The sequence below is a fragment of the Streptomyces sp. NPDC090108 genome (genome assembly GCF_044747185.1).
Taxonomy (GTDB): domain Bacteria; phylum Actinomycetota; class Actinomycetes; order Streptomycetales; family Streptomycetaceae; genus Streptomyces.
Genome location: NZ_JBIVDQ010000007.1, coordinates 266095 through 288395 on the forward strand (window position 1 = coordinate 266095; position 22301 = coordinate 288395).

The 22301-nt window shown below is 73.9% G+C and carries 23 protein-coding genes; 11 read left to right on the top strand and 12 right to left on the bottom strand.

All coding sequences use genetic code 11. The features are described from left to right. Positions 1-92: 92 nt before the first annotated feature. Complete coding sequence (locus tag ACIPRD_RS25210; RefSeq protein WP_356400271.1) at positions 93-680, top strand: pyridoxamine 5'-phosphate oxidase family protein; 588 nt, start codon at positions 93-95, stop codon at positions 678-680. 3 nt (positions 681-683) lie between these two features. Further along, positions 684-1550 carry a L,D-transpeptidase family protein gene (locus ACIPRD_RS25215; RefSeq protein WP_356400269.1) on the top strand — a complete coding sequence of 289 codons (867 nt, stop codon included), beginning with the start codon at positions 684-686 and terminating at the stop codon, positions 1548-1550. 102 nt (positions 1551-1652) lie between these two features. Here ACIPRD_RS25215 and ACIPRD_RS25220 read toward each other — a convergent pair whose 3' ends face one another. Both ACIPRD_RS25220 and ACIPRD_RS25225 read right to left on the bottom strand, forming a co-directional pair. After that, on the bottom strand, positions 1653-3197 hold the full coding sequence (locus ACIPRD_RS25220) for a sensor histidine kinase (RefSeq protein ID WP_401566125.1): 1545 nt from the start codon (positions 3195-3197) through the stop codon (positions 1653-1655). Then, on the bottom strand, positions 3194-3937 hold the full coding sequence (locus ACIPRD_RS25225) for a response regulator transcription factor (RefSeq protein ID WP_356400265.1): 744 nt from the start codon (positions 3935-3937) through the stop codon (positions 3194-3196). Before ACIPRD_RS25225 ends, ACIPRD_RS25220 begins: the two co-directional genes overlap by 4 nt. 237 nt (positions 3938-4174) lie before the next feature. Here ACIPRD_RS25225 and ACIPRD_RS25230 point away from each other — a divergent pair, with 237 nt between their 5' ends. The 7 genes from ACIPRD_RS25230 to ACIPRD_RS25260 all read left to right on the top strand — a co-directional run bounded on the left by ACIPRD_RS25230 (position 4175) and on the right by ACIPRD_RS25260 (position 11464). Continuing rightward, positions 4175-5524 carry a ferric reductase-like transmembrane domain-containing protein gene (locus tag ACIPRD_RS25230; RefSeq protein WP_401566129.1) on the top strand — a complete coding sequence of 450 codons (1350 nt, stop codon included), beginning with the start codon at positions 4175-4177 and terminating at the stop codon, positions 5522-5524. A 71-nt stretch (positions 5525-5595) separates the two neighbouring features. Further along, positions 5596-6057 carry an FMN-binding protein gene (locus ACIPRD_RS25235; RefSeq protein WP_401566132.1) on the top strand — a complete coding sequence of 154 codons (462 nt, stop codon included), beginning with the start codon at positions 5596-5598 and terminating at the stop codon, positions 6055-6057. A 59-nt stretch (positions 6058-6116) separates the two neighbouring features. Next, positions 6117-7499: a ferredoxin reductase family protein gene (locus ACIPRD_RS25240; RefSeq protein WP_356400260.1), complete on the top strand. Its 1383-nt coding sequence runs from the start codon at positions 6117-6119 to the stop codon at positions 7497-7499. A gap of 42 nt (positions 7500-7541) precedes the next feature. Further along, on the top strand, positions 7542-8405 hold the full coding sequence (locus tag ACIPRD_RS25245; protein ID WP_401566134.1) for an FMN-binding protein: 864 nt from the start codon (positions 7542-7544) through the stop codon (positions 8403-8405). Continuing rightward, a complete protein-coding gene (locus tag ACIPRD_RS25250; RefSeq protein WP_401566137.1) occupies positions 8398-9198 on the top strand; it encodes an FAD:protein FMN transferase in 801 nt (266 codons plus the stop codon). Before ACIPRD_RS25245 ends, ACIPRD_RS25250 begins: the two co-directional genes overlap by 8 nt. A 111-nt stretch (positions 9199-9309) precedes the next feature. Then, complete coding sequence (locus ACIPRD_RS25255) at positions 9310-9486, top strand: hypothetical protein (RefSeq protein WP_401566140.1); 177 nt, start codon at positions 9310-9312, stop codon at positions 9484-9486. Positions 9487-9571: 85 nt separating this feature from the next. Beyond that, positions 9572-11464: an ABC transporter ATP-binding protein gene (locus ACIPRD_RS25260; protein WP_401566143.1), complete on the top strand. Its 1893-nt coding sequence runs from the start codon at positions 9572-9574 to the stop codon at positions 11462-11464. Between the two features lie 75 nt (positions 11465-11539). Here the strand turns inward: ACIPRD_RS25260 and ACIPRD_RS25265 are convergent, their stop codons facing one another. From ACIPRD_RS25265 to argC, 7 genes are all read right to left on the bottom strand, one after another. Next, positions 11540-12310, bottom strand: coding sequence for a zf-HC2 domain-containing protein (locus tag ACIPRD_RS25265; RefSeq protein WP_401566146.1), 771 nt, complete (start codon positions 12308-12310; stop codon positions 11540-11542). Next, positions 12300-12887: a sigma-70 family RNA polymerase sigma factor gene (locus ACIPRD_RS25270; protein WP_356400248.1), complete on the bottom strand. Its 588-nt coding sequence runs from the start codon at positions 12885-12887 to the stop codon at positions 12300-12302. Before ACIPRD_RS25270 ends, ACIPRD_RS25265 begins: the two co-directional genes overlap by 11 nt. A 158-nt stretch (positions 12888-13045) precedes the next feature. Beyond that, entirely contained in the window at positions 13046-13591 is a 546-nt protein-coding gene (locus ACIPRD_RS25275) for an arginine repressor (RefSeq protein ID WP_356400246.1), read from the bottom strand. Positions 13592-13598: 7 nt separating this feature from the next. Further along, entirely contained in the window at positions 13599-14807 is a 1209-nt protein-coding gene (locus tag ACIPRD_RS25280) for an acetylornithine transaminase (RefSeq protein ID WP_356400244.1), read from the bottom strand. Then, positions 14804-15721 carry an acetylglutamate kinase gene (gene argB, locus ACIPRD_RS25285; RefSeq protein ID WP_356400242.1) on the bottom strand — a complete coding sequence of 306 codons (918 nt, stop codon included), beginning with the start codon at positions 15719-15721 and terminating at the stop codon, positions 14804-14806. The genes ACIPRD_RS25280 and argB overlap by 4 nt, the downstream gene beginning before the upstream one ends. Beyond that, entirely contained in the window at positions 15718-16869 is a 1152-nt protein-coding gene (argJ, locus tag ACIPRD_RS25290; protein WP_356400240.1) for a bifunctional glutamate N-acetyltransferase/amino-acid acetyltransferase ArgJ, read from the bottom strand. The genes argB and argJ overlap by 4 nt, the downstream gene beginning before the upstream one ends. A gap of 88 nt (positions 16870-16957) precedes the next feature. Continuing rightward, the gene (argC, locus tag ACIPRD_RS25295; protein ID WP_356400238.1) at positions 16958-17986 is read right to left on the bottom strand and encodes an N-acetyl-gamma-glutamyl-phosphate reductase; all 1029 of its coding nucleotides are present in this window, start codon (positions 17984-17986) and stop codon (positions 16958-16960) included. 161 nt (positions 17987-18147) lie between these two features. On the opposite strand from argC, the gene ACIPRD_RS25300 reads away from it, so the two are divergent. Beyond that, complete coding sequence (locus ACIPRD_RS25300) at positions 18148-18591, top strand: DUF6314 family protein (RefSeq protein ID WP_356400237.1); 444 nt, start codon at positions 18148-18150, stop codon at positions 18589-18591. 5 nt (positions 18592-18596) lie between these two features. Here the strand turns inward: ACIPRD_RS25300 and ACIPRD_RS25305 are convergent, their stop codons facing one another. From ACIPRD_RS25305 to ACIPRD_RS25315, 3 genes are all read right to left on the bottom strand, one after another. Continuing rightward, a complete protein-coding gene (locus tag ACIPRD_RS25305) occupies positions 18597-19190 on the bottom strand; it encodes a histidine phosphatase family protein (RefSeq protein WP_401566151.1) in 594 nt (197 codons plus the stop codon). 90 nt (positions 19191-19280) lie between these two features. Further along, positions 19281-19718: a GNAT family N-acetyltransferase gene (locus ACIPRD_RS25310; RefSeq protein WP_401566154.1), complete on the bottom strand. Its 438-nt coding sequence runs from the start codon at positions 19716-19718 to the stop codon at positions 19281-19283. 58 nt (positions 19719-19776) lie between these two features. Continuing rightward, positions 19777-21222: a PLP-dependent aminotransferase family protein gene (locus ACIPRD_RS25315; protein ID WP_356400231.1), complete on the bottom strand. Its 1446-nt coding sequence runs from the start codon at positions 21220-21222 to the stop codon at positions 19777-19779. On the opposite strand from ACIPRD_RS25315, the gene ACIPRD_RS25320 reads away from it, so the two are divergent. After that, entirely contained in the window at positions 21221-22294 is a 1074-nt protein-coding gene (locus ACIPRD_RS25320; protein ID WP_401566158.1) for a DMT family transporter, read from the top strand. The two genes, ACIPRD_RS25315 and ACIPRD_RS25320, sit on opposite strands and share 2 nt — an antisense overlap. The last annotated feature ends 7 nt before the right edge of the window (positions 22295-22301 follow it).

Genomic DNA, 22301 nt, shown 5'->3' on the forward strand with positions numbered 1-22301 from the left:
CCGGGGCAGCCACTTCCGGCCCCCTCGGCCCACGGCTCCGGCCGGATCGCGGTCATGGACAGGCGGGCGGCGGGGGCCGAGAATCTGCGGGCATGGGAAAGACCTACGAACGCATCGACGGCAGGCTCCGGGCGTTCATCGAGGAGCAGCCCGTCTTCTTCACGGCCACCGCCCCCCTCGCCGGCGACGGCACGGTCAACCTCTCCCCCAAGGGTCTGCGCGGCTCGTTCGCCGTGCTCGACGAACTCACCGTCGCCTACCTGGACTTCGCGGGCTCCAACGCGGAGACGATCGCCCATCTGCGGGAGAACGGACGGATCACCCTGATGTGGTGCGCCTTCCAGGGCCCGCCGAACATCGTGCGGGTGCACGGGCGGGGCGAGCCGGTCTTCCGCGACGACCCGCGCTTCAAGGAGCTGCTCGCCCGTTTCCCCGGCATCGACCCGGGTCGGCACGGGCTGCGCGCCGTCGTCGTCGTGCACGCCCTGCTGATCCGTGACACCTGCGGGTACGCCGTCCCCCACATGGCCTACGAGGAGGACCGTGACCTGCACGGCAGGCGCTTCGCGCGCGAGGACGACGCCTCCCTGAACGCCTACTTCGAGAAGAAGGAGCACGTCGCGAACAGCCTGGACGGCCTACCCGGGCTGCCGTTGCCGCTGCCGCCCTCTACCGTCTGAGCCATGCGCACCGGTGTCGTCGTCGCCCTCCTGTCCGCCTCGCTCTGTGCCCCAGGGGGTGTCTCTTCGATCTTCGTGGATCAGGCCGCGGCGTCCGGTGCGGCGCCTCGGCGTGCGGCCGGATCGCCCTCGTACTGGGCGTACGCGGGTGATCCGGCCGTGCGCCGAGGTGCCGTGCCGGGCGTCGCGGACCCACGAAAATCGGGGAGACACCCCCTGGGTCTCGCGCCCGATCCCGGGGCGGCGCCGCTGCCCGCGCGGATGGCGGACACCGGCGGGGGCACTCAGCTGATCACCGCCGAGGCCCCCACCACCGGCTCCACGTCCGGGACGGTCACCTGGTGGGACCTGCGCGACGGCACGTGGACGGCGGCCGGGACGGCGCCGGCCCGCTTCGGGTCGAACGGCCTGGTCGAGGGAACGACCAGGACCCAGGGCACGAGCACGACACCGACCGGGCTGTACGACCTCCCCTTCGCCTTCGGCATCGCGCCGCAGCCGGCCGGCACCCGCGTCCCGTACCGCCCGGTGGGCGAGAACTCCTGGTGGTGCGAGGACAACTCCTCCACGTCGTACAACCGCTGGGTGGACCCCCTTCCGGCCGACTGCCGGGCCGCGGAGTCCGAGCACCTGATCACCTACACGGGCCAGTACGCGTACGGCCTCGTCGTCGGCTTCAACTACGACAAGCCGGTGCACGGGCGCGGCGCCGGCATCTTCCTGCACGTCAACGGGAAGGCGGCGACGGCGGGGTGCGTGTCGGTGCCGGAGGACGCGATGCTCCGGATCCTGGCGTGGGCGGACCCGGCCGCCGGGCCGCACATGGCGATCGGGACGACGGACGGGACGACGGCGATCACCCGCTACTGACACCCCACGCGGCAGCACAGGCGATCACCTGCTACTGACGCCCCGCGCGGACAGCACAGGCGATCACCCGCTTCCGACGCCCCGCGCGGACAGCACAGGCGATCACCCGGTACCGGCACCCCGCGCGGGCAGCAGGACCGTGAACGACGTCGATCCCGGACCGCTCTCCAGCGCGACGCTCCCGGCGTGCGCCTCCACCACCGCCGCCACGATCGACAGGCCGAGTCCGGCGCCGCCGCCCGGGGCGCCGGACTTCCGGCGGTGTTCCGCGCGGGTGAAGCGTTCGAAGACGTGCGGCCGGACCTCGGGCGGAACGCCGGGGCCGTCGTCGTGGACCGACAGGCGGACCGCGGGACGGTCCGGGCAGTCCCCGGGCCGTGCCGGAACCTCCCCGGGGTCCAGGGTCACCGTCACCGTCGTGCCGCCCGGCGTGTGGAGACGGGCGTTGGCCAGCAGGTTGGCCAGTACCTGGTGCAGGCGGTGGGAGTCGCCCGTCACGGTCACCGGGTCCTCGGGCAGGTCCAGCGCCCAGTGGTGACCGGGGCCCGCGGCGCGCGCGTCGGCTACGGCGTCCAGCACCAGGCGGGTGAGGTCGACCGGGCGGCGCTCCAGCGGGCGGCCCGCGTCGAGGCGGGCGAGGAGCAGCAGGTCGTCGACCATCCCGCCCATGCGCGAGGACTCGGCGGCGATGCGCTCCAGGGCGCGGGTCACCTCCGGGGGCACGGGCCCGGGGTGCAGCAGGGCCAGTTCGGCGTGGCCGCGGACCGAGGCGACGGGGGTGCGCAGCTCGTGGCTGGCGTCGGCGGCGAAGCGGCGCAGCCGTTCCTCGACGGCGTGGCGCTCGGTCAGGGCGTCCTCGACGTGGCCCAGCATGCGGTCGAAGGCTCCGGCCACCCGGCCGACCTCGCTGTGCGGGTCCGCCTCGGGCACACGGGCCGGCAGGGCGACCTCGCCGCTGGCCAGGGGAAGTTCGCTGACCCGGGTGGCGGTGGCCGTCACCCGGCCCAGCGGGCGCAGCGACCAGCGGACCCAGAGCGCGCCGGTGACCCCGGCGACGACGAGGGCCAGGCCGAACACGCCCGCGGCGACCAGTTCCAGCCGGTGCACGGCGGCCCGCACCGGTTCCAGGGGCAGTCCGACGACCAGGACGTCCCCGTCCCGTCCCGGGGACGCGACGACCCGGTAGCCGCCGAGGGCGGAGAATCCGACGGTGTGCGGGCTGCTGTCGGCCGGCACCCGCGCCAGCCGCCGCCGGTCCGTGGCCGTCAGGTCGACGTCCAGGTCCGCGGCGGGGTCCCCGGAGCGGATCAGGCCCGTGTTGGTGACCGTGCCGTGCAGCAGGCGGGCGCCGAACGTGCCGGGGGCCTGGCGGCGGGTGTCGCCGTACTCGTCGCCGTCGTGGTCGTCGGGCAGCAGGCCGTGGTGCTCCAGGCTCTCCGGGAACCGGTCGCCGACCTGGGCGAGCTGTTCGTCGACGCGCCGGGTGAGGAAGCCGTTCAGTTCGACGACCGCCGCGACCCCGACGGCCGCGCAGCTCACCGCGAGCAGCAGCACCAGTCCGAAGGTGAGCCGGGCACGCAGCGTCCGGGGCCGGAACGGACGCCCCGGGCGCCGTGCGGGGCGTCTCCGCCACGACGGGCGCCTCATCGCGGCGTCACCGGCTTCAGCACATAGCCCGCTCCCCGCACGGTGTGGATCATGGGTTCGCGGCCCGCGTCCACCTTCTTGCGCAGGTAGGAGATGTACAGCTCGACCACGTGGGCCCGGCCGCCGAAGTCGTAGGACCACACGCGGTCCAGGATCTGCGCCTTGCTGAGCACCCGGCGGGGGTTGCGCATGAGGAAGCGGAGCAGTTCGAACTCGGTCGGCGAGAGCTCGATCAGCTCGCCGCCCCGGGTCACCTCGCGGGCGTCCTCGTCCATGACCAGGTCGCCGACCGCCAGGCGCGGTCCCTCCTCCGGCATGCGTGCCATGCCGGCGCGGCGCAGCAGCCCGCGCAGCCGGGCGACGACCTCCTCCAGGCTGAACGGCTTGGTCACGTAGTCGTCGCCGCCGGCGGTGATGCCGGCTATCCGGTCCTCGACCGCGTCGCGGGCGGTGAGGAAGAGCACACAGACGTCGGGCTTCACCTCGTGCAGACGGGGCAGCACGGCGAAGCCGTCGGTGTCGGGAAGCATCACGTCGAGCACGACGGCGTCGGGCAGGAAATCCCGCGCCGCGGCGACCGCCGAGGCGCCGTCGCCCGCCGCGCGCACCTCCCAGCCCTCGTACCGCAGGGCGCCCGTCAGCACTTCGGCGAGATCGGGGTCGTCGTCGACGACGAGGACGCGCAGCAGTGTGCCGTCGGGGCGGGTGAGGGCGGGGCGGCCGGAGCGGGTCGTGTTCATCGCGTCATCCAGCATCGCTCGTGCCGAAGCCGGTACGCGGCCCGCGGAGCTGTGAGTTTCCTCTGAGTCGGCTCCGGGGGACGGCCGCTCAGAGGTTCCTCAGAGCTTCGCCCGGCAGAGTCGGCCCCGCCAGGGAGCGTCTCCCCCTTCTTCGTGGGCCCGCGACGACCGGGGAGACACCCCCTGGACCCCGGCCGCGGCCCGCACCGGGCAGGCCGACGAACGAAGGGACCACCGATGACCACCGTGGAAGCGGGACGCGCCGCCCCGCCCCGGCCCGCCCGGAGCCGCCGTTCCCCGGCGGCTCCGGTGCTGGCCTTGTTGTGGGCGGGCGCGGCGGCCGTGCTGGCCCTGTGGTGGACGGGCGCGGGGTCCGTGACCGGCGCCGCGGGCTGGCTGACCGGCGCGGGGCGCATCGCCGGGCTGCTGTGCGGGTACTCCTGCGCGGTCCTCGTGGGACTGATGGCGCGGGTCCCGCTGCTGGAGGTGCGGATCGGTTCGGACCGGGTGGCCCGCTGGCACGCCATGGCCGGCCGGTACACGGTGTCCCTGCTGGTGGCACACGTCGTACTGATCCTGGCCGGGTACTCCGCCGAGGACGGCACTCCCCTCGTCGGCGAGGCCCTGGCGGTCGTGCACCTGCCCGACATGCTCAAGGCCCTGGCCGGCACGGCGGTCCTGCTGGCGGTGGGGTTCCTCTCGGCGCGGGCCGTGCGCCGCCGGGTCACCCACGAGTTCTGGTACTACGTGCACCTCCTCACCTACGCCGCGGTCTTCCTCGCCTTCGGCCACCAGATCGGGCTCGGTGAGGAGTTCACCGGCAGTCCTGTCGCCACCCGGCTCTGGTACGCCCTGTACCTGGGCGTCGCGGCCCTGGTGCTGTGGTTCCGGATCCTCACCCCGGTCCGGCTCAACCTGCGCCACCGGATGCGCGTGGAGTCGGTGCGCCAGGAGGCGCCGGACGTGTACTCGGTCCTCGTGCGCGGGCGTCGGCTGGACGAACTGGGGGCGCGCTCCGGCCAGTTCTTCCGCTGGCGGTTCCTGCGGCCCGGCATGAGCTGGACGTCGAACCCGTACTCGCTCTCCGCGCCGCCGCGCCCGGACCTGCTGCGCGTCACGGTCAAGGCGCTCGGCGACCACAGCGCGGCCGTGGCGGGGCTGCGGCCGGGCACCCGGGTGTGGGCGGAGGGCCCGTACGGCTCCCTCACCGCCGACCGGGCCACCGCGCACCGGTCCCTGCTGATCGCGGCCGGTGTCGGCATCACCCCGCTGCGCGCCCTGTTCGAGACGCTGCCCGGGGACGTCTCCCTGATCTACCGTGCCCGCACGGCACAGGACCTGGCCCTGAGCGCGGAGCTGGAGGAGATAGCGGGCCGGCGCGGGAGCCAGGTGCTGTACGCGCTCAACGGGCCGCGCGGGGAGCGTCCGCGCATCGACCCCGCCTGGCTTCGCGCCGCCTTCCCCGGGATCGCCGGGTACGACGTGTACCTGTGCGGACCGCACGGCTTCGCCCAGGAGCTGTACGCGGCGCTGCGCTCGGCCGGGGTGCCGGACCGCCGTATCCACCACGAGTCGTTCGCACTCTGACCCCCACCGTGAGCTCCGCGTCCCCCGCGGGCTCCGCACTCCTTGAGAGCCCCGAGAACTGTGAGGCCGCCGTGCACGCACTGAACAAGAACCGCCCCCTGCGCCGCGTCGTGCTGACCACGGTCGCCACCGTCTCCGGGGCGGTGCTGCTGCTGGCGCTGAAGCCGCACGGCACCCCGGCGGCGGCACTGGGCGCGCCCTCGTCCACGTCCTCCGCCGGTACGGGTGCCTCCGGTGGAGCGCCTGCGGCCGCGGGCACCAGGACCGTCACCGGCGACCGGGTCGACACCCGCTGGGGCCCCGTCCGGGTCCGGGTCACCCTGGCCGGCGGCAGGCTCACCGACGTGACCGCGGTCGACTCCCCGCAGGAGAACCCGCGGGACCGTGCGATCAGCCGTTACGCCCTTCCCCAGCTGCGGCGGGAAGCGCTGGCCGCGCAGAGCGCCTCGATCGACGCCGTGTCGGGAGCCTCGTACACCAGCGCCGGTTACCGGGCCTCGCTGCAGTCCGCGCTCGACTCGGCGCAGCGCTGAACACTCACGACGTCCGGCGCGTATCCATGGGCCAAGGGTCAAGTCCCGACGGAGGAACCGTGCCCACCACGCTCGCAGGCGGACGTGCCGCCCGCCGCCAGACGATGCGCCGCATCCGTCCGCGCCGCTCCCCCGCCGTACCGCTGCTGCTGGCCGTCTGGGCGGGCGCGGCGGCGGTGCTGTGGCTGTGGTGGCACGACACCCCGGCCATCGCGGACGACACCGGCCGGATCCTGAACGCGGGCCGGATCACCGGTCTGCTGGCCGGCTACCTGATGGCGCTGGTCGTGCTCCAGATGGCGCGCGTACCCGCCCTGGAGCGGCGGGTCGGCTCCGACCGGGTGGCCCGCTGGCACGCGATGAGCGGCCGCTACACGCTCAGCCTGGTCTTCGCGCACGTCTTCCTCACCATGTGGGGGTACGCGCGGCAGGCGGGCCGGTCCCTGGGCGACATCGTCCAGCAGACCGTCGACTCCGTGAACCAGCTCCCGGACATGGGCAAGGCGGCGATCGGCACCGGCCTGTTCGTGCTCATCGGCCTGACCTCGGTCGGCGTGATCCGCCGCCGGCTGCCCTACGACAGCTGGTACCACGTGCACCTGCTGACGTACGCGGCGGTGTTCCTGACCTTCTGGCACCAGATCACCACCGGCAACGACTTCGCGGTGGAACCGACCGCCGGCACGTTCTGGTACGTGCTGTACGGCTCGGTCACCGCGCTGGTGCTCTGGTACCGGATCCTCACCCCGCTGCGGCTGAACCTGCGGCACCGGATGCGGGTCGAGGCGGTGATCGAGGAGGCGCCGGGCATCGTGTCGGTGCTGATCGGCGGGGAGAAGCTGCACCGGATGGGCGCGGAGGCGGGCCAGTTCTTCCGCTGGCGGTTCCTCGCCCCCGGGATGCGGTTCAGTTCGCACCCGTACTCGCTGTCGGCCGCTCCCCGTCCCGGGATGCTGCGGATCACGGTGAAGGCGATCGGCGACCACAGTGCCCGGCTGCGCGAACTGAGCCCCGGCACCCGGGTGTGGGCCGAGGGCCCCTACGGCGCCCTCACCGCGCAGCGGCGCAGCCGCGGCAAGGTGCTGCTGGTCGCGGGTGGTGTGGGCATCACGCCGATGCGGGCGCTGTTCGAGACGCTGCCCGGCGCGTCCGGTGACATCACGCTGCTCTACCGGGCCAACACCACCCAGGACCTGGCCCTGTGGGACGAGCTGTCCGCGATCGCCGAGGCGCGGGGCGCCCGGCTCATGTACGCGGTCAACAGCCCGGAGGGCGAGCGTCCCGACATCTCCGCCGAGAACCTCCAGGCGAAGATCCCCGACATCGACCGGCACGACGTCTTCATGTGCGGGCCGCCCGGGTTCGCGCAGTCGGTGTTCGAGGCGCTGCGCGACGCGGGTGTCCCCGCGCGCCGTATCCATCACGAGTCGTTCGAGATGTGAGCACGACCGCGAAGTGATGCGGGCTTACGGAGAGATGGAGAGATGACGAAGAGCCACCCCATACGGCGCATCGTGCTGGCCACGGCGGCCACCGTGTCCGGTGTCGTGCTGATGCTGTCCCTGAAGCCGGCGTCGGATCCGGCGTCGGCGGCGGGCGCGGCACCCCAGCCGCCGGCGGCCGCGCAGGAGGCGCCGCAGGGCGGCCGGCAGGGCGGCGCGCAGGCCGGCACGGTGACCGGTGACGTGACGCAGACGCAGTACGGGGCCGTGCAGGTACGGCTGACGGTGAGCGGCGGGAAGATCACCAGGGCGGAGGCGGTACAGGCGCCCAAGGGCGGTCTGAGCGACCAGAAGACCGCCATGGCCGTGCCGAAGCTCAACAAGGAGGCCGTGGCGGCCGGGAGCGCGGACATCGACGCGGTGTCCGGGGCGACGTACACGAGCGACGGGTACAAGAAGTCGCTGCAGTCGGCGCTGGACAGGATGAAGGCCGGTTCCGCCGGTTCGGGTTCCGGTGCCGCGGCCGGTTCCGGTGCTTCGCCGGGTGCCGGGGCGAAGTCCGGATCCGGGTCCGAGTCGGGGGCCGGGGCCGCTTCGGGCGCGTCGTCCGGTTCCGTCAAGGGCGCGGGCGGGGAGCGGATCGTCACCGGGAAGGCCGTGCAGACGCAGTACGGCACGGTCCAGGTCCGGATCACGGTCAGGAGCGGGAAGATCGTCCAGGCGGCGGCCGTACAGGCTCCGCAGGGCGGGACCAGCGACCAGAAGACCGCCCTCGCGGTGCCCAGGCTCAACCAGGAGGCCGTGGCGGCCGGGAGCGCGCACATCGACACGGTGTCCGGGGCGACCTACACCAGCACGGGCTACAAGCAGTCGCTCCAGTCCGCGCTGGACCAGGCCGATGGCTGATCTGATGGCACCGGCAGCGGCTCCCGCCTCGGTCCGCCACGCGGAGGAGGTCATGGGAACGGTCTTCTCCTTCGACATCCGCGGCGGGGAGACCCGGGCGGTGCGCCGGGCCCTGGAGGACGCGGTCGCCGGACTGCACCGCGTGGACGCCCTGTTCAGCACCTACCGCGAGGACAGCGAGGTGTCCCGGCTGGCCCGGGGCGAGCTGACGCCGGACCGGTGCGCCCCCGAGGTGTCCGAGGTGCTCGCGCTGGCCGCGGAGGCCGAGCGGGTGAGCGAGGGGTGGTTCAGCCCGCGCTACCAGGGCCCGCTGGACCCGACCGGGATCGTCAAGGGCTGGTCCGCCGAGCGGGCCGCGCGGGCGCTGGCCGGGGTCGAGGGCGTGTGCGGGGTCAGCGTGAACGGTGGTGGCGACGTCCAGTTGCTGGGGGTACCGGAGCCGGGACGGGCCTGGCGGGTGGGGGTGGCGGACCCGCTGCGTCCGGGCGGACTCGCGGCGGTCATCTCGGCGGCGGGTGTCGACGGGCTGTCCGTGGCCACCTCCGGGACGGCGGAGCGCGGCAACCACATCGCCGATCCGCGCACGGGCAGGTCCGCGGTGACCGACCTGGTGGCCGTGACGGTGGTCGGCCCGGAGCTGACCTGGGCGGACTGCTGGGCGACGGCCGCGTTCGCGATGGGATCGAGGACCGGGCTGGCCTGGCTGGAGTCGCTGCCGGGCGTGGAGGCGCTGCTGATCACGGCCGGGGACGAGGTGCGGTGCACCGGGGGGCTCGCCGCCCGTCTGGGCTGACCGCGGACACGGGGGCCGGTCCGCGCGGAAGAGAGGGCTTTTTCCCCGGAACGCCATCCGAGTCCGCCCCTGGGACGTATCCCAGATACAGCGAATTCCGGGAGGAACGCCATGATCTTCAGCAGACTCTTCCCCCTGAACCGTCGTGACTGCGAGGACTTCTCGCGTGACGGCGACCGTCACGGCCACGGCCACGACGGCCACGACCACGACGGGCACCACGGACACGGGCACGGTCATGGCCACGGCGGCCACGGACACGGTCACGGCGGCCACGGCGGTTACTGACCACCGATCACCCCAGTCAGGCTGAGCGGACCCGGTTCCGGAGAACCAGGTCCGCCCGGCCGTCGCTGCGCGAGGGATCCGGGCCATGGTGCAGGCACTGCGGCGTCTTTTCTCGGTGCGCGGGGCATCCGACGCCGTGGTGGCGGCCGCGCCGGCGGTGTCCCCCCGCGAGGTGTTCCGGCGCTTCTGGCCCTACACCCGCGGCGGGCGCCGCTGGCTCGTGCCCGTCGTCGTGTTCAGCATGGCGGGGCCCGTCGTGGACGGCGCGGAGATCTGGCTGTTCAAGCTCGTCGTGGACGATGTGCTGGTCCCCCGGGACCTGCGGCCGTTCCTCTGGATCGCCCCGGCCTACCTGGGACTCTTCCTCTGCTCCGGGGTGATCGGGTTCGCCGACGACGTGACCGGCACCTGGGTCGGCGAACGCTTCCTGCTCTCCCTGCGCTCCGACGTCTTCCGGCACGTCCAGGGCCTGTCCCTCGGGTTCTTCGAGCGCCGCAGGCTCGGGGACGTGCTGTCCCGGGTCACCGGGGACGTGGACGCGGTCGAGACGTTCCTGCTCTCCGGGGTGGCCGACGCCCTCTCCTACGTGATCCGGCTGGGCGTCTTCCTCGGCCTGCTGTGCTACCTGAGCTGGGACCTGACCCTGCTCACGCTCGTCGTCGTGCCGCTGTTCTGGTGCGCCGCGCGGTACTTCTCGGGACTGATCAAGGAGGCCTCGCGGGAACGCAGGCGGCGCAGCGGTTCGGTCAGCGCGATCGCCGAGGAGTCGCTGGGCAACGTCGCCCTGGTGCAGGCGTACAACCGGCAGGGGTGGGAGCAGCACCGGTTCGACGAGGAGAACACCGGCAGGTTCCGGGCGGCGATGGCCTCGGCGCGGATCGGCGCCCTGTACGCGCCGGTGGTCGAGTTCATCGAGGTGGCCGGCGTGCTCGCGGTGATGGGGCTGGGCACCTGGAAACTGACCCAGGGACAGCTCACGCTCGGCGGCATGCTGGTGTTCCTCGCGCTGATCGGCAACCTCTACGGCCCCGTCCGCGACCTGTCCCACCTCGGCACCACGTTCTACGCGGCCTCCGCCTCGGCGGAGCGCATCATCGAGCTGCTGGACCAGCGCCCGGCGGTGGCCGAGGCCCCCCGCGCCCTGCGGACCGGACGGGCACGCGGCGACCTGCGGTTCGAGGGCGTCTGGTTCCGCTATCCCGGCGACGGTCCCGGTGCGCGTGCGCGTGCGCGGGACGGCGGGGCGGACCGGGGTGCGCCGGAGGCGTCCTGGGCGCTGTCGGACGTGTCGTTCCACGTGGCTCCCGGGGAGACGCTGGCGCTGGTGGGGGCCAGCGGGGCCGGGAAGTCGACGGTCGCCAAGCTCCAGCTGCGCTTCTACGATCCCGACCGGGGGGTGATCCTCCTCGACGGGACCGATCTGCGCGACCTGTGCCTGGCGGACGTGCGGGACAACGTCGCGGTGGTGCTCCAGGAGACGCTGGTCTTCCACGGCACCGTGCGGGAGAACATCGCGTACGGGCGCCCGGAGGCGACCCAGGCGGAGATCGTCGCGGCGGCGCGCGCGGCGGACGCGCACGGCTTCGTCGAGCGGCTCCCGGACGGCTACGACACCCTGGTCGGCCAGCGCGGCCGTACGCTCTCGGGCGGACAGTGCCGGCGGCTCGCGATCGCCCGGGCGATGGTCCGCGACGCGCCCGTGCTGCTGCTCGACGAGCCGGCCGCGGGGCTCGACGCCGGGTCGAACCGGCGGATCATAGAGCCGCTGCGCCGGCTCATGGCCGGGCGGACGACCGTCGTGATCTCGCACAATCTGCTGACCGTGCGGGAGGCGTCCCGGATCGTGGTCCTCGACCGGGGCCGGGTCGTCGAGGACGGCACCCATGAGGAGCTGCTCGCGCGCGAGGGGACGTACGCCCGGCTGCTCCGCGCGGACGGCGCACGGGTCCCCGGGGTTCCGGGCCGCGTCCGGCCGTGAGCGCCGCCGCGATGCGGAGCCCTCCCCGCACGGGCCCGGGCGCACCAGCACCAGCACCAGCACCAGCACCAAGGCTCATGCCTCCCGGGTCTGCACCTGCCCCACCTGCAGTCCGGCCGTGGCGAGGACGGTTCCGTCGAAGGACGTGAGGCGGACTCCGGTGACCGACGACGGCGCGACGGAGACCGCGACCCCCCAGCTGCCGCGCCCGTTGCGCAGGGAGAAGTCACCGGCGCGGACCGAGGTGCCGTCGGCACGCTCCAGGAAGCACCTGACCGTGCCGGTGTACGAGCGGTGCGGGCCGCTGAGAGCGACGGTGACGAACATCCAGCCGGGGCTGCCGGGGTGGGCGTAGACCTCGCCGACGGCGCGGGCGCCCCCGGAGGCCGGGGCCAGCAGGTCCCCGACGAGCACGGGCTCGGTCTCCACGGCGGGGGCCGGCGCGGCGGTGAGCTCCTGGACCCCGGTGGCGATCCCCCAGCCGGCCAGTCCGCAGGCGACGGCGAACGCGGCCACGGCGGACGCCAGCCGCAGCCGGGCCCGGCGGACGCGGCCGTACGGGCCCCGGCGGTCCGCCGGACGGGCCCGTACGTGCGGCTCCTCGGCCGTCGCGGCACGGGCCAGCCCGCGGATCACCCGGGACTCGAACCCGGGCGGCGGCTCGCGGTCCGGGAGCAGGCCGATCAGCCGGTCGCCGGCGAGGGTCAGCTGCTCGACGTACTCGCGGCACTCCGCGCACCCCTCCAGGTGGGCGACGGTCTCGGCACGCTCCCGCCCGGAGAGCACGCCGAGCGCCAGTTCCGCACCGTTCTCCCGCAGCTTCGCGCAGGTGACGTCATCGGCCATGGCCGCCTCGCTTCGATGGCGTGAGCGTGGCGCGCAGCTTGGCCATCGCGGTCCTGATGCGCGTCTTGGCGGTGCCGAGCGGGATGTGCTCCCGGTCGGCGATCTGCTGGGCCGTCATGCCGTAGATGCCTGCCATCACCAGGGCCCGGCCCTGTTCCCGGGGCAGCCGGGCCACGGCGGCCCGTACCTGGGCGGACGCCTCGTCGGCGAGCGCCCACCGCTCGGGGGTGTCGCTGACGGCGTCGAGGAGTGCGTCGAGTTCCTCCGGCGCGACCGGCTCGGACCGCCGGGCGCGGAGGGCGTCGACGGCGAGGTTGTGGGCGATGGTCGTCAGCCAGGTCGCCACCGAACCGCGGCGCGGGTCGTAGACCTGGGCATGACGCCATGCCCGCTCGAACGTCTGCTGGGCGATGTCCTCGGCGAGCTGCGGATCCCCGGTGACGGCGATGGCGACACCGTAGACCTTGTGCTGGAACCTCCGTACGAAGCCTGCCGCGAGTTCCGGGTCGCCGGTGGCGAGTCCGGACAGCAGGGCCTCGTCCGGGAGGCGGCCCACCGGGAAACGGATTCCCTGCATACCCTCAGGTACGGTGCGCCCGCGCCAGGGGATTGCCCGGCCGTCGCGGCGGAAGATCACCTTCTCATTGTCCGTCCGGGCGTCCGGCGCCGCCCGTCAGTGACGGGCGGCCGCGGGAGGCCGTGCCGGGCGGACGCGCGGGCGTGCGGACGCCCCGCTCAGTGGGCGTTCTGGGCCAGCCGCAGCAGGTGGTCGGCCAGCGCCTGGCCGCCGGTCGGGTCCCGGCTGATCAGCAGCAGGGTGTCGTCGCCGGCGATCGTGCCGAGGATGTCGTGCAGTTCGGCCTGGTCGATGGCCGAGGCGAGGAACTGGGCGGCCCCGGGCGGGGTGCGCAGCACCACCAGGTTGGCGGAGGCCTCCGCGGAGATCAGCAGCTCCTGGGACAGGCGCCGCATCCGCTCCTCCTTCGCCGACTCGCCGAGGGGCGCGCGGGGCGTGCGGAAGCCGCCCTCGCTGGGCACCGCGTAGATCAGGTCGCCGTCGTTGTTGCGGATCTTGACCGCGTTCAGCTCGTCGAGGTCGCGGGAGAGCGTCGCCTGGGTGACGCTCAGCCCGTCGTCGGCGAGCAGCTTCGCCAGCTGGCTCTGCGACCGCACCGCCTGCCGGTTGAGGATGTCCACGATCCGGCGGTGGCGGGCGGTGCGGGTCTGCGGCACGGCGGGCCCGGCACCCGCCGCCTGCTCGTGTTCCTGCGCCTGGCTCATCGTCGTCTCATTCTCCGGATCGTCCGTCCTCACCGCTGGTCTCGAGGATGCCGGGCAGCGCCTGGAGGAAGGCGCCGGCCTCGTCGTCGCGGAGGTTGAGCGGCGGCATGAGCCGTACGACGTCGGGGGCGGGCGCGTTCACCAGGAATCCGGCCTCCTGGGCCGCCGCTTGCACGTCGGCTGCGTGCGGTCCGGTGAGCACGATACCCAGCAACAGGCCCGCGCCCCTGACATGGTCGATCATCGGGTGGCCCAGAGCCTCGATTCCGGCGCGCAGCCGCTCGCTCTGCCGCTTGACGTTCTCCAGCAGCTGTTCGTCGGCGACGGTGTCGAGGACGGCGAGGCCGGCCGCGCAGGCGACCGGGTTTCCGCCGAAGGTGGTGCCGTGCTGACCGGGCTTCAGCAGCTCGGCGGCGCGGCCGAAGGCGACGGTGGCGCCGAGCGGCAGGCCGCCGCCCAGCCCCTTGGCGAGGGTGACGACGTCGGGCAGGACCCCTTCGTGGGCCTGGTACTCGAACCAGTTGCCGGTACGGCCGACGCCGGTCTGCACCTCGTCCAGGACGAGCAGGGCGCCGGTCGCGGCGGTGATCGCGCGGGCCGCCTTGAGGTAGCCGGGCGGCGGTACGACGACGCCGTTCTCGCCCTGGATCGGCTCGATGATCACCATGGCGGTGTCCGGGGTGACCGCGGCGGCCAGCGCCTTGGCGTCGCCGTAGGGCACATGGGTGACGTCGCCGGGCAGCGGCCGGAACGGCTCCTGCTTGCCGGGCTGGCCGGTGAGGGCGAGGGCGCCCATGGTGCGGCCGTGGAAGCCGCCGGTGGTGGCCACCATGTGGCCGCGTCCGGTCAGCCGGCCGATCTTGAAGGCGCCCTCGTTGGCCTCGGCGCCGGAGTTGCAGAAGAAGACCCTGCCGTCCCGGCCGAAGAGCTGGAGCAGCCGTTCGGCGAGGGCGACGGGGGGTTCGGCGATGAAGAGGTTGGAGACATGGCCGAGGGAGGCGATCTGGGTGCTGACGGCCTCGACGACCGCCGGGTGGGCGTGGCCGAGGGCGTTGACGGCGATGCCGCCGACGAAGTCCAGGTACTCCTTGCCGTCGGCGTCCCACAGCCGGGTGCCGGCGCCGCGCACGAGGGGCAGGCGCGGGGTGCCGTAGTTGTCCATGAGGGCGCCCCGCCAGCGCGCGGTCAGCTCTGCGTTGCTCGCGCCGCCCGTCATGCCGGGTCCCCGTTCTCGTCGGGCACGACCATCGTGCCGATGCCTTCGTCCGTGAAGATCTCCAGCAGGATGGAGTGCTGCACACGGCCGTCGATGACGCGGGCGGTGCGCACGCCGTTGCGTACGGCGAACAGGCAGCCCCGCATCTTCGGGACCATGCCCGAGGACAGCTCCGGCAGCAGTTTCTCCAGCTGGGAGGCGGTGAGGCGGCTGATCACCTCGTCGCTGTGGGGCCAGTCCTCGTAGAGTCCTTCGACGTCGGTGAGGACCATGAGGGTCTCGGCGCCCAGCGCAGCAGCGAGTGCCGCAGCCGCCGTATCAGCATTGACGTTGTAGACATGGCCGGAGTCACCCTCGTCCTGGCTGCGGGCGATGGAGGAGACGACCGGGATCCGGCCGTCGGCGAGCAGGGCCTCGATCGCGCCCGTGTCGATCGCGGTGATCTCGCCCACCCGTCCGATGTCGACGGGCTCGCCGTCGATCTCGGGCCGGTGCCGGGTGGCGGTGATGGTGTGCGCGTCCTCGCCGGTGATCCCGACGGCGAGCGGTCCGTGCTGGTTGAGCAGCCCGACCAGCTCGCGCTGGACCTGCCCGGCGAGCACCATCCGTACGACGTCCATGGCGTCCTCGGTGGTGACGCGCAGGCCCGCCCTGAACTCGCTGACGATGCCGTGCCGGTCGAGCGCGGCGCTGATCTGGGGGCCACCGCCGTGCACGACGACCGGCTTGAGGCCGGCGTGCCGCAGGAAGACGACGTCCTGGGCGAAGGCGGCCTTCAGGTCCTCGTCGACCATGGCGTTGCCGCCGAACTTGATGACGACGGTCTTCCCGTGGTGGCGGGTCAGCCAGGGCAGTGCCTCGACGAGGGTCTGCGCCTTGGGGAGCGCGGTGTGTTTCCGCGTGGGAGTGCTCATGAGCTGTACGCGCTGTTCTCGTGGACGTAGTCCGCGGTCAGGTCGTTGGTCCAGATGGTGGCGGTCTCGGTGCCGGCCGCGAGGTCGGCGACGATGTGCACCTCGCGGTAGCGCATGTCGACCAGGTCGCGGTCCTCGCCGACGCTGCCGTTCCGGCACACCCATACGCCGTTGATGGCCACGTTGAGCTCGTCGGGCTCGAAGACGGCGGACGTGGTGCCGATCGCGGACAGCACCCGGCCCCAGTTGGGGTCCTCGCCGTGGATCGCGCACTTGAGGAGGTTGTTGCGGGCGATGGAGCGGCCGACCTCGACGGCGTCCTCCTCGCCGGCCGCGTTGATCACCTCGACCCTGATGTCCTTGCTGGCGCCCTCCGCGTCGCCGATGATCTGCCGGCCGAGGTCGGCGCAGACCTCCCGCACGGCTTCGGCGAAGTCCTCGTGGCCGGGGGTGACGCCGGAGGAGCCGGAGGAGAGCAGCAGGACGGTGTCGTTGGTGGACATGCAGCCGTCGGAGTCGACCCGGTCGAAGGTGAGGCTGGTGGCGGCGCGCAGTGCCTTGTCCAGGTCCTCGTCGCCGAGGTCGGCGTCGGTGGTGAGCACGACCAGCATGGTGGCGAGGCCCGGCGCGAGCATGCCCGCGCCCTTGGCCATGCCGCCGACGGTCCAGCCGTCCCGGCTCACGACGGCGGTCTTGTGCACGGTGTCGGTGGTCATGATGGCCAGGGCGGCCTTCTCGCCGCCGTGCTCGGACAGCTGGGCCGCGGCCTTCTCCACGCCGGGGAGCAGCTTGTCCATGGGCAGCGTGACACCGATGAGCCCAGTGGAGCAGACGGCGATCTCGATGGCGCCGCGGCCGAGGAGCCCGGCCGCCTTCTCGGCGGTGGCGTGGGTGTCCTGGAAGCCCTGGGGGCCGGTGCAGGCGTTGGCGCCGCCGGAGTTGAGGACGACCGCGGACACCTGGCCGCTCCCCAGGACCTGCTCGGACCACAGGACCGGGGCGGCCTTGACGCGGTTGGTGGTGAAGACGCCCGCGGCGGCACGGCGGGGGCCGTTGTTGACCACGAGGGCCAGGTCGGGGTTGCCGCTCTGCTTGAGCCCGGCGGCGACACCCGCCGCCGTGAATCCCTTGGCTGCCGTGACAGTCACTGCGTCTCCTCGTTCGCTTCTCCGCCCGCGTGGTGCACCGGTGCGGCGATCGTCGTTCCCCGCGGGCGGATGGCCGCGCGCACGTCGCTCATGGAGCGACCCCGATCGTGGAAAGCCCGGTGGTCTCGTCGAGACCCAGGGCGATGTTCATGCTCTGGACGGCGCCGCCGGCGGTGCCCTTGGCCAGGTTGTCGATGGCGGCGACCGCGATGATCCGGCCCGCCGCCTCGTCGAGGGCGACCTGCACATGGACGGCGTTGGAGCCGTACACGGAGGCGGTGGCGGGCCACTGCCCCTCGGGCAGGAGGTGGACGAACGGCTCGTCGGCGTACGCCTTCGCGTAGGCGGCGCGCACCGACTCGGCCGTCACGCCCGCCCGCGCCTTCGCGCTGCACGTGGCGAGGATGCCGCGGGGCATCGGCGCGAGGGTCGGGGTGAAGGAGACGGTGACCCGCTCCCCCGCCGCCGCGCCGAGGTTCTGCATCATCTCGGGGGTGTGCCGGTGGCCGCCGCCGACGCCGTAGGGCGTCATGGAGCCCATGACCTCGCTGCCCAGCAGGTGCGCCTTGGGCGCCTTGCCGGCCCCGGAGGTGCCGGACGCGGCGACGATCACCGCCTCGGGCTCGGCGAGCCTGGCGGCGTAGGCCGGGAACAGGGCGAGGGACACGGCGGTGGGGTAGCACCCGGGCACCGCGACGCGCCTGGACCCCTCCAGCGCGGCGCGGGCACCGGGAAGTTCGGGGAGGCCGTAGGGCCAGGTGCCGGCGTGCGGGGAGCCGTAGAACCGCTCCCAGTCGGCCGGGTCCTTCAGCCGGAAGTCGGCGCCCATGTCGACGACGAGGACGTCCGTGCCGAGCTGCTCGGCGACGGCCGCGGACTGCCCGTGGGGCAGCGCCAGGAAGACGACGTCGTGTCCGGCGAGGGTCTCGGCCGTGGTCTCGGCCAGCACCCGGCCGGCCAGCGGCAGCAGGTGCGGCTGGAGCGCGCCGAGGCGCTGACCGGCGTTGGAGTTCCCGGTCAGGGTCCCGATCTCGATCTCGGGGTGTGCGAGGAGCAGGCGCAGGAGCTCTCCGCCCGCATACCCGCTCGCCCCGGCCACCGCCGCGCGTACCACCATGTCCAACCCTCCTTCGGATGGCATGACTATACGTAGCTCCGCACTTTTATGCAATGCCCTCGCATGGACCCGCCCCCCGGGGTCCGGCGCGGGGTGGGGTGGCGCGGGTCGCCGTAAGCTCGGCACCGGTGGTCCTTTCCGGGGCCGGGAAGGAAGCGGTGATGGGCGAGTTCTGGCCGGTGCCCGACGTGCTGGCGCATCTGGCCGGCCGGTGGCGGGTGACCCGGGAGGTGCGGGACCTGGCGGGCGAGGAGGCGGGACGCTTCGAGGGGGTCACCGTGTTCGGGCCGCTGCCCGGCGGCGGTCTGCTGCACGAGGAGTCCGGGAACTTCACCTGGCAGGGCGTGACGCGGCCCGCGACGCGCACCCTGCGGTTCCTGCCGGGAGCGTCGCCCGGAACGGCGGAGGTGACCTTCGCGGACGGCCGGCCCTTCCACGACCTGGACCTGACCACGGGCCGGCACGTCGCCGGACATCCGTGCTCGGCCGACTTCTACCAGGGCGAGTTCACGGCCCTGGACGCCGACCACTGGCGTACGGTGTGGCGGGTCGGCGGCCCGGCGAAGGATCTGGTGCTGACCACCGACTACGTGCGCGAGACCTGAACCGGCTACGCGCGTGAGACCTGAGCGGACATCCCGTCCAGGCACAGGCTCCAGCGGCCGGGGCGGCCCGCGACCGTGGTCGTCGACAGCGGGCTCACGTCGATGTTCCAGTAGCTGGCCGGCGGCGCCTTCAGCGCGTAGACCAGCGCGGCCCGGATCACCGAGGGCTCGGCGACCGCCACGATCCGGTCGCCGTCACCGACCGGCCGGGTGTCGAGCCAGCCGCCGACCCGGGAGATGAACGTCAGCAGCGGTTCGCCACCGTGCGGACTGGAACGCGGGTCGGAGAACCAGGCGTCCACCGCCTGCGGCTCGCGGGCCATCGCCTCGCCCAGGGTCAGTCCGCGCCAGCGGCCCATGTCGCAGTCCCGCAGGGCGAGCTGGAGCAGCGGGGCGTACCCGAGCGCGTCGCCGGTGGCGCGGCTGCGCGGTGTGGGTGAGCAGTAGCGCAATTCGGCGGCGGCCAGCGGCAGCAGATACCCGGCGACCCGCTGCACCTCGTCCCAGCCCGCCTGGTCGAGCGGCCGGTCGTCCCCGAAACGTTCCTCGCGCGGCCCGGCGCCGCGCGCCGCGGCGACGAACGTCACCCGAAGTGGCATGCGGAGATGGTGTGCCCAGGAGGTGACCGGGTCAAGGGCCATTACCGGGCAGTTACCCGAGGTGACACCCCGCTCACGGTGAGCGGCCGGTCACCGGAAGCGGAGCGCCATCCACTGGTCCGGCCGCTCCAGCCGCTCGAAGCCCGCCTTCGCGTACACCCCGTGCGCGTCCTCGGTGGCGAGCAGGACGCGCCGCAGCCCGAAGGAGTGCAGGTGGTCGCGGACAAGGCCGACGAAGGCCGTGCCGATGCCGGTGCCGCGGACCGCGGGGTCCACGTACACGTCGGCGAGCCAGGCGAACAGGGCGCGGTCGGTCACCGCGCGCGCGTAGGCCACCTGCTCCCCCGAGGCGCTGTCGTAGACCCCGAAGTTCAGCGAGGACTCCATCGCCCGCTCGTGCGTCTCGCGGGGTCGGCCGATCGCCCAGTAGGCGCCGGTCGACAGCCAGTGGTGGACGCGGTCGACGTCGACACGGGCGGCGTCCGCGGAGAACTCGTAGCCCTCGGGAAGGGCGGGCGTGTCGCTCATGCCCGGGATCCTCGCAGGCGCCGGGGCGGCCGGTCGAACGGATTGCGGTGCGGGCCGTTCAGGGCCGGTGCCGCAGGACCTCGTCGCAGGCCGTGCGCAACCGCCGTACCCCCTCGGTGATCTCGCCGGTGCCCGCCACCGCCGCGAAGCTCAGCCGGACGTGCGCGGCGGGCGGTTCGGCGCTGAAGTAGGGGCGGCCCGGCGTGAGGGCGACGCCCGCGCGCAGGGCGGCGGCCGTGAACGCGGTCTCGTCGGTGCCGTCGGGCAGGCGCAGCCACAGGTGGTAGCCGCCGGACGGGATGTACGGCAGGGCGAGTTCGGGCAGGCGGTGCGCGAGCGCGCCGGTCATCGCGTCGCGGCGGGCCTTCAACTCGGCCGACAGGGAACGCAGATGCCGGGGCCAGGCCGGGGAGCCGACGAGTTCGAGGGCGGCCTCCTGGAGCGGCCGGGGCACGAAGAAGCTGTCCACCACCTGGATGGCGCGCAGGCGTTCCAGCACCGGCCCGCGCGCGGCCAGCGCGCTCACCCGGAAGCTGGGGGAGGTCGCCTTGGTCAGCGAGGCGACGTGCACGACGACGCCGTCGGGGTCGTCGGCGGCGAGCGGGCGGGGCAGCGGCGCCGCGTCCGCGTGGACCATGCGGCGCACGTAGTCGTCCTCGACGACGAAGGCGTTCGCCGCGCGGGCGATGCGCAGCACCTCGGCGCGGCGGCCGGGGGCCAGCACGGCGCCGGTGGGGTTCTGGAACAGGGGCTGGCAGACGAACACCCGGGCGCCGCTGGCCCGGAAGGCGTCGGCGAGCAGGTCGGGGCGTACGCCGTCGGAGTCCACCGGGACCGGGACCGGGCGCAGTCCGGCGGCCCGGGCGAGGGCCAGCATGCCGGGGTAGGTGGGCGACTCGACCAGGACCGGCGCGCCGGGCGGGGCGAGCGCGCGCAGGGCGGTGGCGAGCGCGGACTGGCCGCCGGCGGCGATCAGCACGTCGGCGGCCGTGACGGCGCCGCCGATCTCGCGGGCGAACCACTCCCGCAGCTCCGGCAGCCCCTCCAGCGGGGGCCTGCCCCAGGCGCCCGGCCGCCGTCCGGCGCGGGCGAGGGCCGCCGCCATGGCGCGCTCGGGCTGGAGGGTGGGGTGCGGGTAGCCGCCGTTGAACTCCAGGACGCCGGGCGGCGGCGCGGCGAGGCAGACCGTGACCCCGGAGGCGTCGACCGTGCGGGGCACGATCTCGGCGGCGTCCCCGGCGCTGAGCGCGACCTCCTGCCAGGAGGTGTCGCCGGCGGGCGCGGCACCGGCGCCGGGCAGGGCGCGGAAGGCGCCCGCGCCGGGCCGGGTGACCACCAGTCCCTCGGCGGCGAGCTGGGCGAGGGCCCTGGACACGGTCACGGGACTCACCCGGAAGCGTTCCACCAGTGCCCGGCTCGACGGCAGCTTTCCACCGGGAGAGTAGCGGTCGAGCTCCCTTCGGAGCTGTTCCGTCAATTCGCCTACGCTGCTACGCTCTTGCATGAGAGTACAGAGTAGCGCTACTGCCTCGGCCCCGATAGCGGTCCCCGCCGAGAGCGAGCACCGGGGGCGTGGCACCGCGCAGGCCGCCCTCGGCGTCGCCGCCTTCTCGCTGACCTTCCCCGCCACCGCCTGGGGTCTGGAGGGCTTCGGTCCCTGGTCGCTGACCGCGCTGCGCGGAGTCGTCGCCGCACTGGTCGCGGGCGCCTGCCTGCTGCTCGCCGGCAGGCGCCCGGGCGGGCGCGAGACCGGGACAGCCGCTGAGGGGCTCCGGGTCGGACCCGGGACGGCCGCCGAGGGGCTCCGCGGGTCCGGAAGTCCCGCCGAGGGGCTCCGGCTCGGGTCCGGGAGGACGGCCCGCGACGGGCTCCGCGGGACCGGCCGGCGGGTACGGCTGCCCGAGCGGCGCCATCTGCCGGGGCTCGCCGTCGTCGCGGCCGGGGTCGTGCTCGGTTTCCCGCTGCTGACCACCCTGGCCCTGCAGACCTCCACGACCGCGCACGCCGCCGTCGTGGTGGGGCTGCTGCCGCTGACCACGGCCGCCTTCTCCGCGCTGCGCGGCGGCACCCGGCACTCGCGCCGGTTCTGGGCCGCGGCCCTGGCCGGCGCCGCGGCCGTGCTCGCCTTCACCCTCGCGCAGAACGGCGGCGCCCTCACCGCGGCCGACGGCTTCCTGTTCGCCGCGCTGGTGGTGTGCGCGGCCGGGTACACCGAGGGCGGCCGGCTGGCCCGGGTCATGCCGGGCTGGCAGGTCATCGGCTGGGCGCTGGTGCTCTGCCTGCCGCTGAGCGTGCCGGGCGCGGCACTGGCGCTGGCGTACGAGCCGGTGCGTCCGGGCGTGCACGGTGCGGTGGGCCTGCTGTGGGTGGCGGTCGGCTCGCAGTTCCTCGGACTGCTCCTGTGGTACCGCGGCATGGCGGCCGTCGGGGTGGCCAGGGCCAGCCAGTTGCAGTTGGCTCAGCCGCTGCTCACACTGGTGTGGTCGGCGCTGCTATTGGGCGAGCACCTCACGGCGGCAGCTCCGCTGACCGCCGTCGCCGTACTCGTGTGCATCGCCGTCACGCAACGGTCGTGACCATGAG

Coding starts and splice junctions, on each gene's coding strand:
- ACIPRD_RS25315 (WP_356400231.1), bottom strand. CDS start 21,222: ATGCAAGAGCGTAGCAGCGTAGGCGAATTGACGGAACAGCTCCGAAGG.
- argC (WP_356400238.1), bottom strand. CDS start 17,986: ATGGTGGTACGCGCGGCGGTGGCCGGGGCGAGCGGGTATGCGGGCGGA.
- ACIPRD_RS25225 (WP_356400265.1), bottom strand. CDS start 3,937: ATGAACACGACCCGCTCCGGCCGCCCCGCCCTCACCCGCCCCGACGGC.
- ACIPRD_RS25280 (WP_356400244.1), bottom strand. CDS start 14,807: ATGACGGGCGGCGCGAGCAACGCAGAGCTGACCGCGCGCTGGCGGGGC.
- ACIPRD_RS25305 (WP_401566151.1), bottom strand. CDS start 19,190: ATGCCACTTCGGGTGACGTTCGTCGCCGCGGCGCGCGGCGCCGGGCCG.
- ACIPRD_RS25210 (WP_356400271.1), top strand. CDS start 93: ATGGGAAAGACCTACGAACGCATCGACGGCAGGCTCCGGGCGTTCATC.
- ACIPRD_RS25265 (WP_401566146.1), bottom strand. CDS start 12,310: ATGGCCGATGACGTCACCTGCGCGAAGCTGCGGGAGAACGGTGCGGAA.
- ACIPRD_RS25250 (WP_401566137.1), top strand. CDS start 8,398: ATGGCTGATCTGATGGCACCGGCAGCGGCTCCCGCCTCGGTCCGCCAC.
- ACIPRD_RS25270 (WP_356400248.1), bottom strand. CDS start 12,887: ATGCAGGGAATCCGTTTCCCGGTGGGCCGCCTCCCGGACGAGGCCCTG.
- ACIPRD_RS25320 (WP_401566158.1), top strand. CDS start 21,221: ATGAGAGTACAGAGTAGCGCTACTGCCTCGGCCCCGATAGCGGTCCCC.
- ACIPRD_RS25255 (WP_401566140.1), top strand. CDS start 9,310: ATGATCTTCAGCAGACTCTTCCCCCTGAACCGTCGTGACTGCGAGGAC.
- ACIPRD_RS25300 (WP_356400237.1), top strand. CDS start 18,148: ATGGGCGAGTTCTGGCCGGTGCCCGACGTGCTGGCGCATCTGGCCGGC.
- ACIPRD_RS25275 (WP_356400246.1), bottom strand. CDS start 13,591: ATGAGCCAGGCGCAGGAACACGAGCAGGCGGCGGGTGCCGGGCCCGCC.
- argB (WP_356400242.1), bottom strand. CDS start 15,721: ATGAGCACTCCCACGCGGAAACACACCGCGCTCCCCAAGGCGCAGACC.
- ACIPRD_RS25215 (WP_356400269.1), top strand. CDS start 684: ATGCGCACCGGTGTCGTCGTCGCCCTCCTGTCCGCCTCGCTCTGTGCC.
- ACIPRD_RS25230 (WP_401566129.1), top strand. CDS start 4,175: ATGACCACCGTGGAAGCGGGACGCGCCGCCCCGCCCCGGCCCGCCCGG.
- ACIPRD_RS25260 (WP_401566143.1), top strand. CDS start 9,572: ATGGTGCAGGCACTGCGGCGTCTTTTCTCGGTGCGCGGGGCATCCGAC.
- ACIPRD_RS25220 (WP_401566125.1), bottom strand. CDS start 3,197: ATGAGGCGCCCGTCGTGGCGGAGACGCCCCGCACGGCGCCCGGGGCGT.
- ACIPRD_RS25245 (WP_401566134.1), top strand. CDS start 7,542: ATGACGAAGAGCCACCCCATACGGCGCATCGTGCTGGCCACGGCGGCC.
- ACIPRD_RS25310 (WP_401566154.1), bottom strand. CDS start 19,718: ATGAGCGACACGCCCGCCCTTCCCGAGGGCTACGAGTTCTCCGCGGAC.